The organism is Streptomyces sp. NPDC047130, from assembly GCF_040643475.1.
Classification (GTDB): domain Bacteria; phylum Actinomycetota; class Actinomycetes; order Streptomycetales; family Streptomycetaceae; genus Streptomyces.
Genome location: NZ_JBEYUK010000007.1, coordinates 158,927 through 172,614 on the forward strand (window position 1 = coordinate 158,927; position 13,688 = coordinate 172,614).

A 13,688-nucleotide genomic window follows, 5' to 3' on the forward strand; every position below is an offset into this window, starting at 1 on the left:
TTTCGTGGGGGTGTGCGGGTACGGGGGAAGCGGTGCGCGCGGCGCGCCACGGCGGACCGTGGCGCGCCGCGTCCTTCACCGCGGGACCAGTTCGGGGACGCGGGGTGGCAGCCGGTCGGCGACGGAAGCGGCGAGCACCCGCACGGTGATCAACCGGACCTCGGTGCGGTCCGCCGCGAGCCGCGCCGTGCGGCCGTGCGGCACCAGTGCCAGTTGCCCCGCACGTACGGCGCGGTCGCCGGTCTCCGTGGTGAGCCGCAGCTCGCCCTCGAGCACCAGCAGCGCCTCCTCCACCCCGTGCCGCGGGGTCGCCGCCAGCACGGCGCCGCGCGGGAGCACCCAGTGCTCCACCGCCTCGCACTCGCTGTGCAGCATCCCGCGGCGCACCAGGCACGTCCACGCGGCCGTGGCGGTCGTGTCGAGGCCGACCGCGCCGTGCACCGGCTCGTCCACCGTGGAGACGATCACGACGCCTCCTCGGGGCGCGGGGGAACGGCCAGCGTCACGATCAGCAACCGCAACGCGGACGTCGCCGAGACCGTGGTGGAGGTGCCCGCTCCCAGGGTGACGCAGGTGTCGGACGACAGGGCGGCCGTGGCGTCCCCGGAGGCGGCCCGGCCCTCGCCCTCGTGCACGAACACCGCCAGTTCCGCGTCGGGCGCGCCCAGTACGGTGCGCCCGCCGGGCTCGAGCTCGACGGCCTCCACCTGGCGCAGCGGGCCGGTGAAGACGCCGTCGGTGGAGACGGCCCTCTCCTTGAAGAGATCGTGGATGACCACATCGCCCATGGCGGGAACTCCCGGGTGGATGGAGGCGGCACCGGACAGGACGGCGTCGGTGCCGGGTGCGAGCGTTTCGATGACCCACCAGTCGAGGTCGGCCTCGCCCGTGTTGCGCAGCCCGTGCACGTTCCCGGGGCGCGTCAGGGCGAGCGAGCCCGGACGGACGGGGTGGGGAGTGCCGTTGAAGAGGAACTCGCCCCGTCCGCGCAGGACGAGGTAGATCTCCTCGGTGCGGGTGTGGCGGTGCTCCCCGCTCAGGCCTCCCGGAGGGACGGAGGCCCACTCGACGGCCTCGGTGGGGGAGGCCAGCTGACGGCGGCCGGCGAAGCACTTCCAGTGCGTGCGCCCGGCGGCTCCGTGCACCCCGTGGACCGTCGCGGCGCCCGCGACCGTGCCGATCGAGCGGAAGGGGCGGGGGGCGCGGTCCGCCGGGGGGACGGTGGCGGCCGCCCCTGGGCGGGTGGTGGAGGCGACGCTCATCGCGTGACCCCGGAGGACAACAGCCCGAGCGCGTCGGCCGCGGCGCCGAGCTCGGCCTCGGTGACGTCGTTGACGAAGACGGCGCTGCCGATGCCGACCGGAAGCGGCAGCCGCTGCTTGCCGTCACGGTGGCGCACGGTGTCGCGCAGCGCCGCCCCGAGCAGCTCCGACGTGCACAGCGGATGCCAGGTCGGCAGGCCCAGCCGCTCCATCACCCGCAGGACGCGGTCACGCTGGTACCCGCTGACGAGTCCGCGGCGCTCGGCCATGACGGTGGTGAGCGCCATGTCGACGGCCACGGCCTCCCCGTGCAGCAGCTCGGGCAGGGCGTGCATCTCGATGGTCGGGCTGAACGTGTGGCCGTAGTCGACGACGCGCTCGAGCACCTTCTCCCAGAGGTTGGGCTGGAGTTCCTCCAGCATGCCCTGGATGGCCCGCTCGACCACCTCGGTCGCGGGATCGAGGTGCAGGCCGCGCGCCGCGAGCCGCTGGTCCACCGGCACCTCGGCGGGGGTGGGACCCGTGGCCGCGGGGCTCTGCAGCTTGGCCTCCAGCAGGTCGGCGCCGTGCTGCTCCAGCAGGTCGAACAGGCGGGCGTCCTTGATCAGGGCGATCTTCAGGATCTCGGACAGGCCGTTGCTGATGTGCCGTGCGTCGAGGGTGGCCAGGAAGGACCGGTCCAGCAGGGTGCGGTCCGCGGGGAAGTAGGTGCCGAGCCGGTTCTTGTGTCCGTTGTGGTTGACCCCGGTCTTGGCGCCGACTCCCGCGTCCACCAGGCCGATCAGGGTGGTGGGTATGCGGATGAAGGGCGTGGAACGCCGGTAGAGGCTGGCGGCGAAACCGACGATGTCCATCAGGACGCCGCCGCCGATGGCGATCACGGGCTCACGCCGGCGATCGACGCCGAAGGCGTCGAGGGCTTCGGTGACCCGCAGCACCGCGTCCATCGACTTGTGGGTCTCGCCCTCGTCGAGGACCAGCACGCGGTGTTCGACGCCGTGGTGCTCGAAGTACGCGCGGACCCGCTCACCGTAGAGGGAGTCGACCACGCGGTCGGTGACGATGAAGCGGCGGCGGCGTCCGCCGTCCGAGGCGTCCTCCAGGATGGTGAGGTTCTCCGGGGCGAGCAGGTTCTCGCAGGCCCGGATCTCGTACTGCACCGGCTTGCTGGTCTGCACCGACCAGTGGGTGACCGGGCTGCCCACCGCGAAGAGGCCGTCGTTGCTCTCTGGGGTCTGGGTCTTCTGCTGCATCGGCTTCTGCCTCCGTCGAGGAGTCGATTCAGGCGCACTGCGCATCCGGTCGGGGCAGTTCGCTCCCGTGCCCGCCGTACGGCTCGTGGGCCGCAGGGCCGCCGGCACGTGTCGTTGGCCACCGCGTCGTGGCCCGCCCCCGTTCCGTCGGCAGAGACCCTGACACATCGTTCATTGCGCACGCAAGGACATCAGGGGGTGGCTGGATGGGGTTCTGTCCGAAAACGGGGCCAGGAGCGAGGCGTTCAGCAGCTCGACCTGTGCATCTGTCGTGCTTTCGGGCCGCCGGGATGTCCGGAAGGGCGCGCGGATTTCATGCCGTCGCAAGAAGGCCGGCCCGCCGCGGCGGCGCCCGGGTGGCCGGAGACGACGAAACCCCCCGCCTGTTGACGGAGGGTGTGACCGGAGCCGACCGGGTCAGTGGTCACCGGTGGGGGCGTAGCGCAACCTGGCCACGACCGAACTGGTCCGGCTGTCCATGGAGGCGACCTCCAGGGCCATGCCGACCTCGCGCCGGAAGAGGCCCCCTATGTCGGCCACCAGGGTGCGGCCGGCGTCGGTGACGCGCACCACGACACCCCTGCGGTCCGTCGCGTGCGCCGCCCTCTCGACCAGCTCCCGGGCTTCCAGCCGCTGGACGGCACGGGTGGCCGACGACTGGTTGAGGCCGAGGAGCTGGGCGAGTTCGTTCATGCGGATGCCGACCGGATCGCCGTTGCAGAGCGCCCGCAGGGCGAGGAAGTCCGTGAGCCCCAGGTCGAAGTCCTCGGACAGTCTCCTGTCCAGCGCGGTCCCGACCTCCGCGACGAGAACCGACAGTTGACTCCACAACTCGACGCTGTCTTCTTTGCGCGTTCGCATGATGCCGCCTTCTTCAGGTGCCCGAGGGTTCCGCCGGCCACCAGGACCCTTCCGAGCGCGGTGGGGGGAGCAGGCTCGATCCGGATCGGAGGAGATGGCCGGACCCTGCCCAGAATACGAAACGGCAAGGAGCAAGGAAACCCTCCGGTTCCCCGCCGTTTACATGCCTTCACAAGGAGATCCGCAGGTGCTTGCCGGGTGGAACGTCCTTCCGGTCCTTTCCGGCCCGAGGACACCCAGTTCACGCCGTCTGTGGGGCGGCGTCCCGCACGCTCTGCACCACGGGAGGTTCTTGCGCGCGCAATGAAGTTGTCCTACTGTCCCCTCGGTCGGTCCCGGTCGCCACGGGAGCCGATGTCCGGGCATCCGTGTGCCGTGGTGTCACCGGCACACGCCGCACCGATTCAGGGGGAATCATGCGCAAGGCCGTCTCGGTGGCGTCGCCGTCGCCGACATCCTCAGGACTGCCCACGGCACGGGCCGTCGACCACCACGCCTTCACGGTGCCGCGCCTCGACGAGGCCGTCGCCTTCTTCACCGGGGTGCTGGGCGGCGAACTCTGCTACCGGGAAGGGCCGGTGGAGGACTCCTCCGGCGACTGGATGACCCGGAAACTGGGCGTGCATCCACGCGCCCGGGCCCAGGTGGCGCTGGTCAGGCTCGGCGCCCACTGCAATCTGGAGCTCTTCGAGTACGCCGCTCCGGGGCAGATCACCTCACCGCCCGGCCCGAACGACGTCGGCGGCCATCACCTGGCCCTGACGGTGACCGACCTGGGCGCGGCCGAGGAACACCTGCGCCGGTCGGGCGCCGTCCGCCTCGGGCCGTCGGACCGTGACGGGTCGCGCCGCTGGTTCCTGACCCCGGTGGGGATGCTGCTCTCGCTCGGCGGCCCCGGCCGGCGGGACGGCAGGCGCTTCGTCCCCACGCCCCGCCCCCGCCCCAACGCCGCGGAGCGCTCGCTGGGACTGCTGGGGGTGGAGCACGTGAGCTACACCGTCGCCGACCTCGACGCCGCCACCGCCTTCTTCACCGACGTCCTCGGGGCCGAGGTGGTGGAGGGCCGCGAGGACGCGGCGGACGGGCCGGACGGGCACTGGCCGCCCGGAGCCGAGCGGTGCCGCCGGGTCCTGCTGCGCACCGGCCCGACCGCCAACGTCGAACTGAGGCAGAGCGGCAGGGGCGCCACGCGCTCCCGGCCCCCGCTCAACAGCGACGTCGGCGGCCACCACCTGGCCTTCTTCGTCGACGACGTGGACGCGGCCGCCGCCCACCTGCGCCGACAGGAGGGAGTGACCCTGATGGGCGAGCCGGAGACGATCACCGAAGGCCCGATCGCCGGTGACCGGTGGCTCTACTTCGGCACCCCGATCGGCATCCAGATGGAGATCATCAACATGCCGGACGGGTCGCTGCCCTACGAGGCGCAGACCACCGCCCGGCGCGCCACGCCCGGGGCTCTGCGCTGGCACGACCGTCCCTGACCTGACCTGACCTGACCTGACCTGACCGGATCGGACCCGACCCGACCCGACCCGGCCGGCGACGGTCGACCGCACCGCCTGAACGTTTCCTCACAGCATGCCGGCCTCGGCCGCGGGCAGCCCGCGGGCAGCCAACTCCCGCTTCCCGCCGTGGCGCGCCGCCGCACGTCCTTGCCGGCCGGTATCCCCTCCGAAGAGGTGACCCCGATGAACACGCTCAGTCCCTTACCGACCCGTCCCCTCGAACTGCCGTGCGGAGCCGCGGCGGAGGCCGAACTCTGGCTGGACCGCCGCCGTACCTCCCGCGAGCCGGCCGCCGCCCTCGCCGACGCGGCTCCCGCCGTCCACGACACGCTGCCGCCCGCCGTCGACGGTGCACCGGGCGGGGACCGGTCCGCGCGAGGCGTCCTGGTCGTCGGTCCCGTCCACGGACCGGCCGGGTACCGGCGCCTGATGCGCACCTTGCTGTCCGCGGCGGAGGCCATCCCCGGGGCGGGCCCGGTCGTCGTCGAATACCCCGTCGCCACGGTGGACGCCCTGGTCAACGCCCGGCTCGACCGCATCGGCGGCTGGGAGGCCAAGGCCATGCTGGACCGCGCCGGAATCGCGGGGGCGCATCTGCTGCACGACGCGCTGCGGCGCGACCTGAACTCCCCGGACTGGGCCCGTGCCCTCGACCGCGGCGTCCCGGCACCGCGTCTGCTGTGGTCCACCCGGCCCCCGGCCGGCCCCGACCGGGGAGCCGAGTACGCGGAGCGGTGCCTGCTCCCCGGCACGGCCGTAGCTCTGTCCCCCGAAGCCCTGTCGGCCTTCACCCGGCGCGCCGCGGTCACCGGCCCGGCCACCCCCGACCTGGCGGAGGCCCGTCGCGTCGCCGGGATCCTCGACTGGTTCGGCATTCACCTCGACGCCCTCGACAGCCCCGCCGCGCGGGGCCGGACGTCCCCCTGACCCACCCGGGCGCCTCGCCCTCCGCACTCAGCCCACGCGCCCAGGGGCCACGCGCCCAGGGGCCGTGCGGTCGCGGCCCACGTGGCCAAGCGCCCACGTGGCCAAGCGCCCACGCGGCCCCGCGCCCAGGCGCCCACGCGGCCGGCGCCGCCGGCCCGTCCCGCACGTCATCCGGCCCGTCACCGGGTCCCGTCACTCCGAGGAATCACTCATGCCTTCTTCCGCTCCCCGCACCGCGGACACCCACAACTCGCCGGCGGCCGACAGCCCCACCCGGCGTGCCGACCGCACCGGCACGGCGCGCGCGGGGGTCCACCGCCGGGCGTTCCTGTCCGGCACGGCCGCCGCGGGCGGCGCCCTCGCGGTCACCGCGGCCGGCCTGGGCCCCGCCGTCGCGACGCCGACGGGCCGCGGATCCGCCGCCGCCCCGGCCCCGGCCCAGGCCCCGGCCCCGGTCACCGTGCGTCCACCGGACCGGCGCTACGCCGACCTGCGCCGCGGCACCAACCAGCGCTGGGTCGGCAGCCCGGACCGGATCGTGCTGGCCACCTCCACGGCCGACGTCGTCGCGGCCGTGCAGGAGGCGGTCGACTCCGGCAGACGGCTGGCCGTGCGCAGCGGCGGCCACTGCTACGAGGACTTCACCACCAGCCGTGAGGTGGAGGTCGTCATCGACCTCTCCCGGATGGACGAGATCACCTACGACGAGCACCGGCGGGCCTTCTCCGTGCAGCCCGGGGCCGCGCTCGGCCGGGTGTACGACCGCCTCTACAAGGGCTGGGGCGTGTACCTCCCGGCCGGCAACTGCCCCACCGTCGCTGCCGGGGGCCACATACCGGGCGGCGGCTACGGCTCCATGAGCCGACGTGACGGACTGGCGGTCGACCACCTCCACGGCATCGAGATCGTGGTCGTCCAGGAGGACGGGACCGTGCGCGCGGTCACCGCCACCCGCGAGGCCGACGACCCCCACCGCGAGCTGTGGTGGGCGCACACCGGCGGCGGTGGCGGCAGCTTCGGCGTGGTGACGCGCTACTGGCTCCGCTCTCCCGACGCGACGGGAAGCGACCCGGCCGGGCAGCTCCCCACCCCGCCCCGCGAGGTGTGGCTCAGCGAGGTGGCCTGGCCGTGGGAGGAGCTGACCGAGGCCCGTTTCACCCGGCTCATGTGGAACCACGGTGACTGGCACGCGCGCAACAGCGCGCCGGACTCCCCGTACACCGCTCTCTTCAGCCAGCTCAAGCCCTTCCACAAGTCGGCGGGCGCGGTGGTGCTCGACTCGCTGGTCGACGCCGGCGCGCCCGGGGCCGAACGGCTGCTGCGCGAGTACATCGCCGAGGTCGGCGCCGGCGTCGGGGTCAGGCCCCAGGTCCGCCAGTACCGGCGGATGCCGTGGCTGCACGCGACGCAGTGGCCCGGGTTCACCGGACCGGACCCCACGGTCAGGTTCAAGGGCAAGTCCGTGTACGCCCGGCGCAACTACACCGACGCCCACATCGCCGCCGCCTACCGGCACCTGACCCGCGACGACTTCCACAACCCCGGCGCCCTCCTCATGATCGCCTCGTACGGCGGAGCGGTGAACCGGGTCGCCCCCGACGCCACCGCGGTGCCGCAGCGGGACTCCGTGCTCAAGTACCAGGTCGTCTCCCTGTGGAACGACGCGGCGGACGACCAGGCCAACATCGCCTGGGTCCGGGAGTGCTACCGCGACATGTTCGCCGCGACCGGCGGTGTGCCGGTACCCGACCAGGACGTCGACGGCTGCTTCGTCAACTACGCCGACGTCGACCTCGGCGACCCGCGCTGGAACACCTCGGGCGTGCCGTGGCACGACCTCTACTACAAGAGCGGCTACCGGCGGCTGCAGAAGGTCAAGGCCGCCTGGGACCCCACCGACTTCTTCCGGCACGCCCAGTCCGTCCGGCCCGTGTGACACCGGGCGCCGGCCGCTGCCGTCCGGTGACGGCCGGCGCCCCGCCCAGGGCCGTGCGCCCACCCGAACCCCGCACGTCAGAACCCACTCGACGAGGTGATCTCCGTGTCCGTTCCTCCGGCCGCCCCGGGCCGCTCGTCCCGGCTGCCCTCCCTCACCGGCATGCGCTTCTTCGCCGCCTTCCTGGTGTTCCTGTTCCACCTGTCGCTGCTCGACGCCTACTCCACCGACGGCGAGGGCCACGGGCCGTTCGCCTCCGCGCTGAAGAACGGCGGATGGGCGGGCGTCACGTTCTTCTTCGTCCTCAGCGGTTTCGTCCTGACCTGGTCGGCCCGCGACGACGACACCCCCGGCGCGTTCCGGGGACGCCGGCTGGCCAAGATCCTTCCCAACCACGTCGTCACCTTCTTCCTCGCCCTGGCCTCCTACGCCTACGTCTCCGCCACCTGGGGACAGGGCATCCCCAACTTCCTGCTGCTGCAGGCATGGGTCCCGCGTGACGACGTCTTCTTCAGCATCAACAACCCCAGCTGGTCGCTCTCCTGCGAGCTGGTCTTCTACCTGCTGTTCCCGGCACTGCACCGACGGGTGTCACGGATCCGCGCCGAGCGGCTGTGGTGGTGGGCGGCCGGCACGGCCGCGGCCATCGTGCTGCTTCCCCTGGCCGTCCAACTGCTGCCCACCGGCGAGACGTTCGGCCCCAACCACGCCAACTCGCCGCTGTACGGCCACTCGATCACCCAGATGTGGCTCGTCTACATCTTCCCGCCCGCCCGGGTGCTCGACTTCCTGCTCGGCATCCTGATGGCCCGGATCGTCCTGTCCGGCCGCTGGATCGGGCTGGGGGCGCTGCCCGCCCTGGCGTTGACGGCGGTCGGGTACGTGGTGAGCCTCGAAGTGCCCTTCCTGTTCTCCCTCAACGCCGTCGTCGTCGCTCCGTTCGCCCTGCTCATCGCCGCCGTGGCGGCGGGCGACGCGCGGGGCCGGAGCAGCGCGGTGAGCGGCCGCGTGTGCGTGTGGCTCGGCGAGGTGTCCTTCGCGTTCTACCTGGTCCACCAGATCCTGCTGTCCGTCGCGCAGGAGCGGCTGGGCTTCCGGGAGGCGGACTCGCCCGCCGAGGCCGTCGGTGCGGCGGTGCTCCTCGCGGCGGTGAGCCTGCTGCTGGCCTGGCTGCTCTACATCGGCGTCGAGCGGCCCGTGATGCGGGCCTGGGCGCGACGGAGCCGCAGGGCACGGGCGACGCCGGCAGCCGCACCGGCGCCCGCGGCCGCACCGGCACCCGCACCGATGGCGGCGCCGGAGCCCACCCGCCCGGCGCACGACGGCGACAGCAGCCGGTCCGTGACCGTGGGCACCAACTGAGCCGTCACGTTCCACCGCCTCCTCCCGTCCCCGGCGGGGACCCCGCCGGGGACCTCGCCGGGGGAAACCGCCGGGGACCCCGCCGGGAAACCGCCGGGGCGACCACGAAGGAGACCGTCCGCCATGCCGCTCCCCGTCTTCGCGATGATGGCCTGCACCTTCTGCATCGGCACCGCCGAGAGCGTCATCGCCGGCATCCTGCCCTCCATCGCGCGGGACGTCGGTGTCTCCTTCACCGCCGTCGGCACGCTCATCAGCGTGTACGCCCTCACGGTCGTCCTCGCCGGGCCGCTCGTCACCGCGGCGACGATCCGGCTCCGGCTCCGCCGGGCCGTCCTGATGCCCGCCCTCATGGGCGTGTTCGTCCTCGGCAACGTGCAGGCGGCACTCGCTCCCGGATTCGGCTGGCTGACGGCGGGCCGGGTGGTGAGCGCGCTGGCCCACTCCACCCTCATCGCGGCCTTCGTGGCCGCGGCCCGGGAGATGGCGCCCGCGGACCGCCGGGCCGCCTGGGGGGCCAAGGTCACGCTCGGCATCGGCCTGTCCAGCGTGGCCGGCGTCCCCGTCGGCACCCTGATCGGGGACGCCCACGGCTGGCGCTCCACCTTCTGGGCCCTCGCCGCGTCGAGCCTGGCCGCCACCCTGCTGCTGATGCGGTGCACCGTCCCCGAGGCCCCAGCGGCGACCCCCCGCCGGCCGGAGGCGGCCGGCCCCGGCCGGCGGACGCCCGCCCTGCCGTGGCCGGTGCTGCTCGTCGCCCTGGTGATCACCCTGGGCACCGCGGGGGTGTTCACCCTCTACACGTACGCCTCGCCCTACCTCACGCAGACCGTGGGCTTCGCGCCGCGGACCGTCACCGTCCTGCTCCTCCTCTTCGGCCTGGGAGGCATCGTCGGCAACACGGTCGGCGGCCGTGCGGCGGACCGTCTGCCGTACGCGGCCGTCCCCGTGACCCTGGGCACGGCGGCGGCGGGTCTGCTGCTCCTGGCCCTCCCGCCGGGTGACCGGTGGGCCGTGGCGGGTCTGTTCTGCCTGCTGGGGGCCGCGTACTTCGCCTCCATCCCGGCCCTCAACTCCAGCATCGTGGCCGCCGCGGGGGCGTCCTCACCCACCATGGCCCTGACCGTCAACAACTCCGCCTTCTGCGTCGGCATCGCGCTCGGCAGCTGGCTCGGCGGCCTGCTGCTGGCCGACGGTCACCCGCTGCCGTCGGTGGCGGCGGCCGGCGCGGCGCTCGCGGGAGCCGCCCTGCTGCTCTCCCTCGCCCGCCCGGACCGCCGGCGCGCGGTCCGGACGGCAACTGTCGCCCCCGCTCCGGCCGACGCCGGCCGGAGCACCGCCGCGACGCCCTGACCACCACCCGCGTGGCGAACGCCGGTCCGTACGACATCGGGGGTCCGCGCGGTGGCGGTGCCCGGGCGGTCGGGCCTCACCGAGGGCCGGCCCCACGCCCGGAAGGGCTCGCTCGGATGTGCCCGCTCCGGTGCCTGCGCAGGTATTGGCCCACGACCTCGTTGAACTCCTCGGCGCGTTCCACCTGTGACCAGTGGCCGCACCGGCTGAAGAGGTGCGCGTCGGCGTGCGGGATGGTGTGCAGGAGTTCCCAGGTCCGTGAGACCGGGATGACCACGTCCTGCATTCCGTGGATCAGCAGCAGAGGGATGTCCAGTTCCGCCAGGGCGCCGAGGTCGAGCGGCAACGCGTCCCGGTCCCGGTCGCGGGCCGCCACGACCTCCTCCAGCCGGCTCGACGCGCTGTCGTTCAAGGCCGCCCGGTAGCGCAGGTCCACGAGTTGGTCGGTGACCAACTCCTTGTCCACGACGAACTGCTCGAGCGTGCGACGGATGCCGGCCGGGGACAGTTCGGGCTTGGCGTGGCCCGCCAACGCCGCGGTCCTCTTCGCGCCTCCCGTGCCCATCGAGACGATGCCCAGGATGCGTTCGGGCGCGTCGATGGCGAGCTGCAGGGCCACCCAGCCGCCGATCGAGTTGCCGATGATCCAGGTCCTGTCGATGCCCAGCGCGTCGAGGACGCGGAGCGCGTGCCGTCCCCATTCCCGGATTCCGTACTCGGTGCCCGGTGCCACGACGGTCTGCCCGTAGCCGACGGAGTCGATGGCGACGCAACGGCCGTGCCGCGCGAGGTGCGGCAGGTTCAGCCACCAGTTCGCGGCGGCGGTGACCCCGGTGCCCGAGCCGTGCAGGAAGAGGAGCGGGGTTCCCTCACCGATCTCGTGGTAGTGGGTGAGCTCACCGTCGGCGGTGGGCAACCACTTGTCCTGGAGACCGAAGAAGGCGTCGGTCCGGTACTCCGGGATCTCGACGGTGGTCATCGGCATTCCTTTCTCGTTCCTTCCCCCGTGGTGTCCGCGCCTGACGACCCGCGACGACCGGGGCACCGGTCACGGCCGGCGGGTGAGCTTCTCGATGACGGCGTGCACGCCCACGACGTGGTTCACCATCTGGGTCACGCGGACGTCCGCGGCGATGGAGCAGAGGCTGTACGCCTCGTCCGGGCTCAGTCCCTCCTCGGTCAGCCAGTTCACGAGGTCGTCCACCGCGTCATGAGCGGCGTCCTCGAGGTTCTTCCCGAAACCGGTGGAGACGAAGTGGGTCTCCGTCTCGGCCCGGGGAGTGCGCAGCCGCGCCCCTCGCTCCAGCGTGAACCGCAACCGGACGTGGTCCATGCCGGTCTCGACGGCGGTCTGGTTCACCTCGCCGTCGCCTTGGACCGCGTGGCCGTCACCGCAGTAGAAGCCGGCGCCCTCCCGGAAGACGGGGAGCTTCAGGCGTGCGCCCACGACCAGGGCGGAGAGGTCCATGTTGCCGCCGAAGCAGCCGGGTTCCACCGTGCTGCGGGGACCGTCCTCGGCCGGGGCGACGCCCATGATGCCCAGGAACGGCTTGAGGGGCACGCGCACCTTGCCGCCGAGCGTGGTGGTCATCGTGGCCCGGTCCAGCGCGAAGTGGCGGATCGTGCCCTCGGGGAACCGGTCCCGCAGGACGCCCCGGCCCCGGGGTTCGGCCACGACCAGGTTGAACCCGTGGGCCGCGGGTGTCAGCGCCAGCACGTCCACCACCAGCGCGTCGCCGGGACGGGCTCCGCGCACCTGGATGGGGCCGGTGATCGAGTGCGGCCCCAGGGCGTCGGGGAAGGCCGCCCGAAGGGCCGGGAAGTCCTCCATGACCGTGTCCGGGGTGACGCGGTTGCCCCAGTGGCCCCAGGTCGACAAGGTGACCTCGTCGCCGGGGTCGATCGAGAGCACCGGCGGCGCGCCCGGGTCGATCACCCCGACCCGGACGGTCCCGGGACCGGCGGGGAGGTCGTGGACACGACCTCCCCCGGCCGTCGACGGGGCGTTCTCCCGCGTCACGCGCCACCCGCTTCGGCGTCGCCCGGCAGCGGTTCCCGACGGATCGAGGCCAGCAGGTGCTGCACGGCGCCGGTAGCACCGGACTTGTTGTTGGCGAACAGGATCCTGGCGAACTGAGCCCCGAGGTAGGGGTGGAACCCCAGGTCGTACAGGGTGCGGAAGTCCCGCTCCTCGATGGCGGTGCGCTCGGCCCCGGTCAGCTCGTAGCGGTCCAGCACGGCCGCCTCGTCCTCGGCGAACTCCTCGCGAAGGCCGGCGTTCCATTTCAGGTCCTGCACCAGGTCGTGCGAGACCAGGGCCCTGTTGATGCCTTCCAGACTCATGGTGCTCCCCTTCTCAGCGCCCGGCCGGCGCCGACGTCATGTCCCAGCTGACGGCGCCGATGCCGCAACGCCACTTGTCCCAGGCGGTGTAGCCGAGGACGTCGCAGCGCCGCTCGCCGATCGCGCCCATGACGAGGATCCAGCTCAGCAGCTCCCCGGTGCCGCCGGTTCCGGCCTGGTCCAGCCGCTCCAGGGTTACTTCCGCCAGCACCTTCTCGTGGTCGCCGTCGGCGAGCAGACCGAGGAACCAGTTGTCGAACTCCTCGTCGATCCAGAAGTCCCGTACGCCGCCGGGCTCGTGGCTCATGCCGCCGGTGGCGAAGAGCCCGACGCGCAGATCGGACGGCAGGTCGTGCTCGATGAGATCGGCGAGCTGCCGTCCGATCTCGTAGCAGCGGTGCTGGTCGGGGAAGGGCGGGACCGTGACGTTCTGGAGGAGGGGCACGATCGGGACGCCGCTCGCCTCGATGCCGGTCCTGACCACGGGCACCGAGATGTTGTCGTCGAAGTTGAGGTTGTCGCGGGTCGCCGACACCGGAACGCCGCGCCGGTTGAGGCCGTTGAGGATCTTCTCCGCGATGTCGGGGCGCCCCGGTATCCGGTACTCCCCGCATCCCAGCCAGTCCTTGAAGAACTCGGCCGGACCGCGGTGTTCGGGCGCCATGCCGACGATGAAGTCCGGGTACGTGCGGATGCGGTTGTTGGCCATGTGGTCGTTGGCCACCATGAGGATCACGTCGAGTTCGGTCTCGCGGATCTGCCGGGCCAGGGAACCGTAGGCGGAGGTGACCATCCGCTGTGACGCTTCGGGCGCCTGGTCGAACATGCCGATCAGGCCGGGGGCGTGGCTCGCCGCCACGGCGAGGCTGATGTGGGCCATTGG

Annotated in this window: 13 protein-coding genes; 5 read left to right on the forward strand and 8 right to left on the reverse strand. The window is 72.9% G+C overall.

The features are described 5' to 3' along the window. Nucleotides 1–75: 75 nt before the first annotated feature. The 4 genes from ABZ836_RS12545 to ABZ836_RS12560 form a co-directional block, all read right to left on the reverse strand. Nucleotides 76–468 (reverse strand): cupin domain-containing protein, encoded by a 393-nt coding sequence (locus tag ABZ836_RS12545; protein WP_361141658.1) that lies wholly within the window; start codon nucleotides 466–468, stop codon nucleotides 76–78. Beyond that, nucleotides 465–1,262, reverse strand: coding sequence for a cupin domain-containing protein (locus ABZ836_RS12550; RefSeq protein ID WP_361141660.1), 798 nt, complete (start codon nucleotides 1,260–1,262; stop codon nucleotides 465–467). Before ABZ836_RS12550 ends, ABZ836_RS12545 begins: the two co-directional genes overlap by 4 nt. Next, the gene (locus tag ABZ836_RS12555; RefSeq protein WP_356129406.1) at nucleotides 1,259–2,515 is read right to left on the reverse strand and encodes a sedoheptulose 7-phosphate cyclase; all 1,257 of its coding nucleotides are present in this window, start codon (nucleotides 2,513–2,515) and stop codon (nucleotides 1,259–1,261) included. The genes ABZ836_RS12550 and ABZ836_RS12555 overlap by 4 nt, the downstream gene beginning before the upstream one ends. Before the next feature lie 417 nt (nucleotides 2,516–2,932). Then, complete coding sequence (locus tag ABZ836_RS12560; RefSeq protein ID WP_356129404.1) at nucleotides 2,933–3,376, reverse strand: MarR family transcriptional regulator; 444 nt, start codon at nucleotides 3,374–3,376, stop codon at nucleotides 2,933–2,935. A gap of 416 nt (nucleotides 3,377–3,792) precedes the next feature. On the opposite strand from ABZ836_RS12560, the gene ABZ836_RS12565 reads away from it, so the two are divergent. The 5 genes from ABZ836_RS12565 (at nucleotide 3,793) to ABZ836_RS12585 (ending at nucleotide 10,462) form a co-directional block, all read left to right on the forward strand. Then, nucleotides 3,793–4,860, forward strand: a complete 1,068-nt coding sequence (locus ABZ836_RS12565; RefSeq protein ID WP_361141662.1) for a VOC family protein — start codon at nucleotides 3,793–3,795, stop codon at nucleotides 4,858–4,860. A gap of 207 nt (nucleotides 4,861–5,067) precedes the next feature. Then, on the forward strand, nucleotides 5,068–5,811 hold the full coding sequence (locus ABZ836_RS12570; RefSeq protein ID WP_361141664.1) for a hypothetical protein: 744 nt from the start codon (nucleotides 5,068–5,070) through the stop codon (nucleotides 5,809–5,811). Nucleotides 5,812–6,022: 211 nt separating this feature from the next. Then, nucleotides 6,023–7,747 carry an FAD-dependent oxidoreductase gene (locus tag ABZ836_RS12575; RefSeq protein ID WP_361141666.1) on the forward strand — a complete coding sequence of 575 codons (1,725 nt, stop codon included), beginning with the start codon at nucleotides 6,023–6,025 and terminating at the stop codon, nucleotides 7,745–7,747. A 105-nt stretch (nucleotides 7,748–7,852) separates the two neighbouring features. Continuing rightward, nucleotides 7,853–9,109, forward strand: coding sequence for an acyltransferase (locus tag ABZ836_RS12580; protein ID WP_361141668.1), 1,257 nt, complete (start codon nucleotides 7,853–7,855; stop codon nucleotides 9,107–9,109). Between the two features lie 123 nt (nucleotides 9,110–9,232). Then, nucleotides 9,233–10,462, forward strand: a complete 1,230-nt coding sequence (locus ABZ836_RS12585) for an MFS transporter (protein WP_361141670.1) — start codon at nucleotides 9,233–9,235, stop codon at nucleotides 10,460–10,462. 76 nt (nucleotides 10,463–10,538) lie between these two features. Here ABZ836_RS12585 and ABZ836_RS12590 read toward each other — a convergent pair whose 3' ends face one another. From ABZ836_RS12590 to ABZ836_RS12605, 4 genes are all read right to left on the reverse strand, one after another. After that, complete coding sequence (locus tag ABZ836_RS12590) at nucleotides 10,539–11,441, reverse strand: alpha/beta fold hydrolase (RefSeq protein ID WP_361141672.1); 903 nt, start codon at nucleotides 11,439–11,441, stop codon at nucleotides 10,539–10,541. Between the two features lie 69 nt (nucleotides 11,442–11,510). After that, the gene (locus ABZ836_RS12595; RefSeq protein ID WP_356129390.1) at nucleotides 11,511–12,482 is read right to left on the reverse strand and encodes an acetamidase/formamidase family protein; all 972 of its coding nucleotides are present in this window, start codon (nucleotides 12,480–12,482) and stop codon (nucleotides 11,511–11,513) included. Further along, nucleotides 12,479–12,805, reverse strand: a complete 327-nt coding sequence (locus ABZ836_RS12600; protein WP_361141674.1) for an extradiol ring-cleavage dioxygenase — start codon at nucleotides 12,803–12,805, stop codon at nucleotides 12,479–12,481. The genes ABZ836_RS12595 and ABZ836_RS12600 overlap by 4 nt, the downstream gene beginning before the upstream one ends. A 13-nt stretch (nucleotides 12,806–12,818) precedes the next feature. Next, entirely contained in the window at nucleotides 12,819–13,685 is an 867-nt protein-coding gene (locus ABZ836_RS12605; RefSeq protein ID WP_356129386.1) for a hypothetical protein, read from the reverse strand. Between the last annotated feature and the right edge of the window lie 3 nt (nucleotides 13,686–13,688).

Bases quoted from the DNA above. Each gene is read 5' to 3' on its own strand.
- ABZ836_RS12560 (WP_356129404.1), bottom strand. From the start codon at position 3,376: ATGCGAACGCGCAAAGAAGACAGCGTCGAGTTGTGGAGTCAACTGTCG.
- ABZ836_RS12600 (WP_361141674.1), bottom strand. From the start codon at position 12,805: ATGAGTCTGGAAGGCATCAACAGGGCCCTGGTCTCGCACGACCTGGTG.
- ABZ836_RS12590 (WP_361141672.1), bottom strand. From the start codon at position 11,441: ATGACCACCGTCGAGATCCCGGAGTACCGGACCGACGCCTTCTTCGGT.
- ABZ836_RS12605 (WP_356129386.1), bottom strand. From the start codon at position 13,685: ATGGCCCACATCAGCCTCGCCGTGGCGGCGAGCCACGCCCCCGGCCTG.
- ABZ836_RS12575 (WP_361141666.1), top strand. From the start codon at position 6,023: ATGCCTTCTTCCGCTCCCCGCACCGCGGACACCCACAACTCGCCGGCG.
- ABZ836_RS12585 (WP_361141670.1), top strand. From the start codon at position 9,233: ATGCCGCTCCCCGTCTTCGCGATGATGGCCTGCACCTTCTGCATCGGC.
- ABZ836_RS12550 (WP_361141660.1), bottom strand. From the start codon at position 1,262: ATGAGCGTCGCCTCCACCACCCGCCCAGGGGCGGCCGCCACCGTCCCC.
- ABZ836_RS12565 (WP_361141662.1), top strand. From the start codon at position 3,793: ATGCGCAAGGCCGTCTCGGTGGCGTCGCCGTCGCCGACATCCTCAGGA.
- ABZ836_RS12555 (WP_356129406.1), bottom strand. From the start codon at position 2,515: ATGCAGCAGAAGACCCAGACCCCAGAGAGCAACGACGGCCTCTTCGCG.
- ABZ836_RS12570 (WP_361141664.1), top strand. From the start codon at position 5,068: ATGAACACGCTCAGTCCCTTACCGACCCGTCCCCTCGAACTGCCGTGC.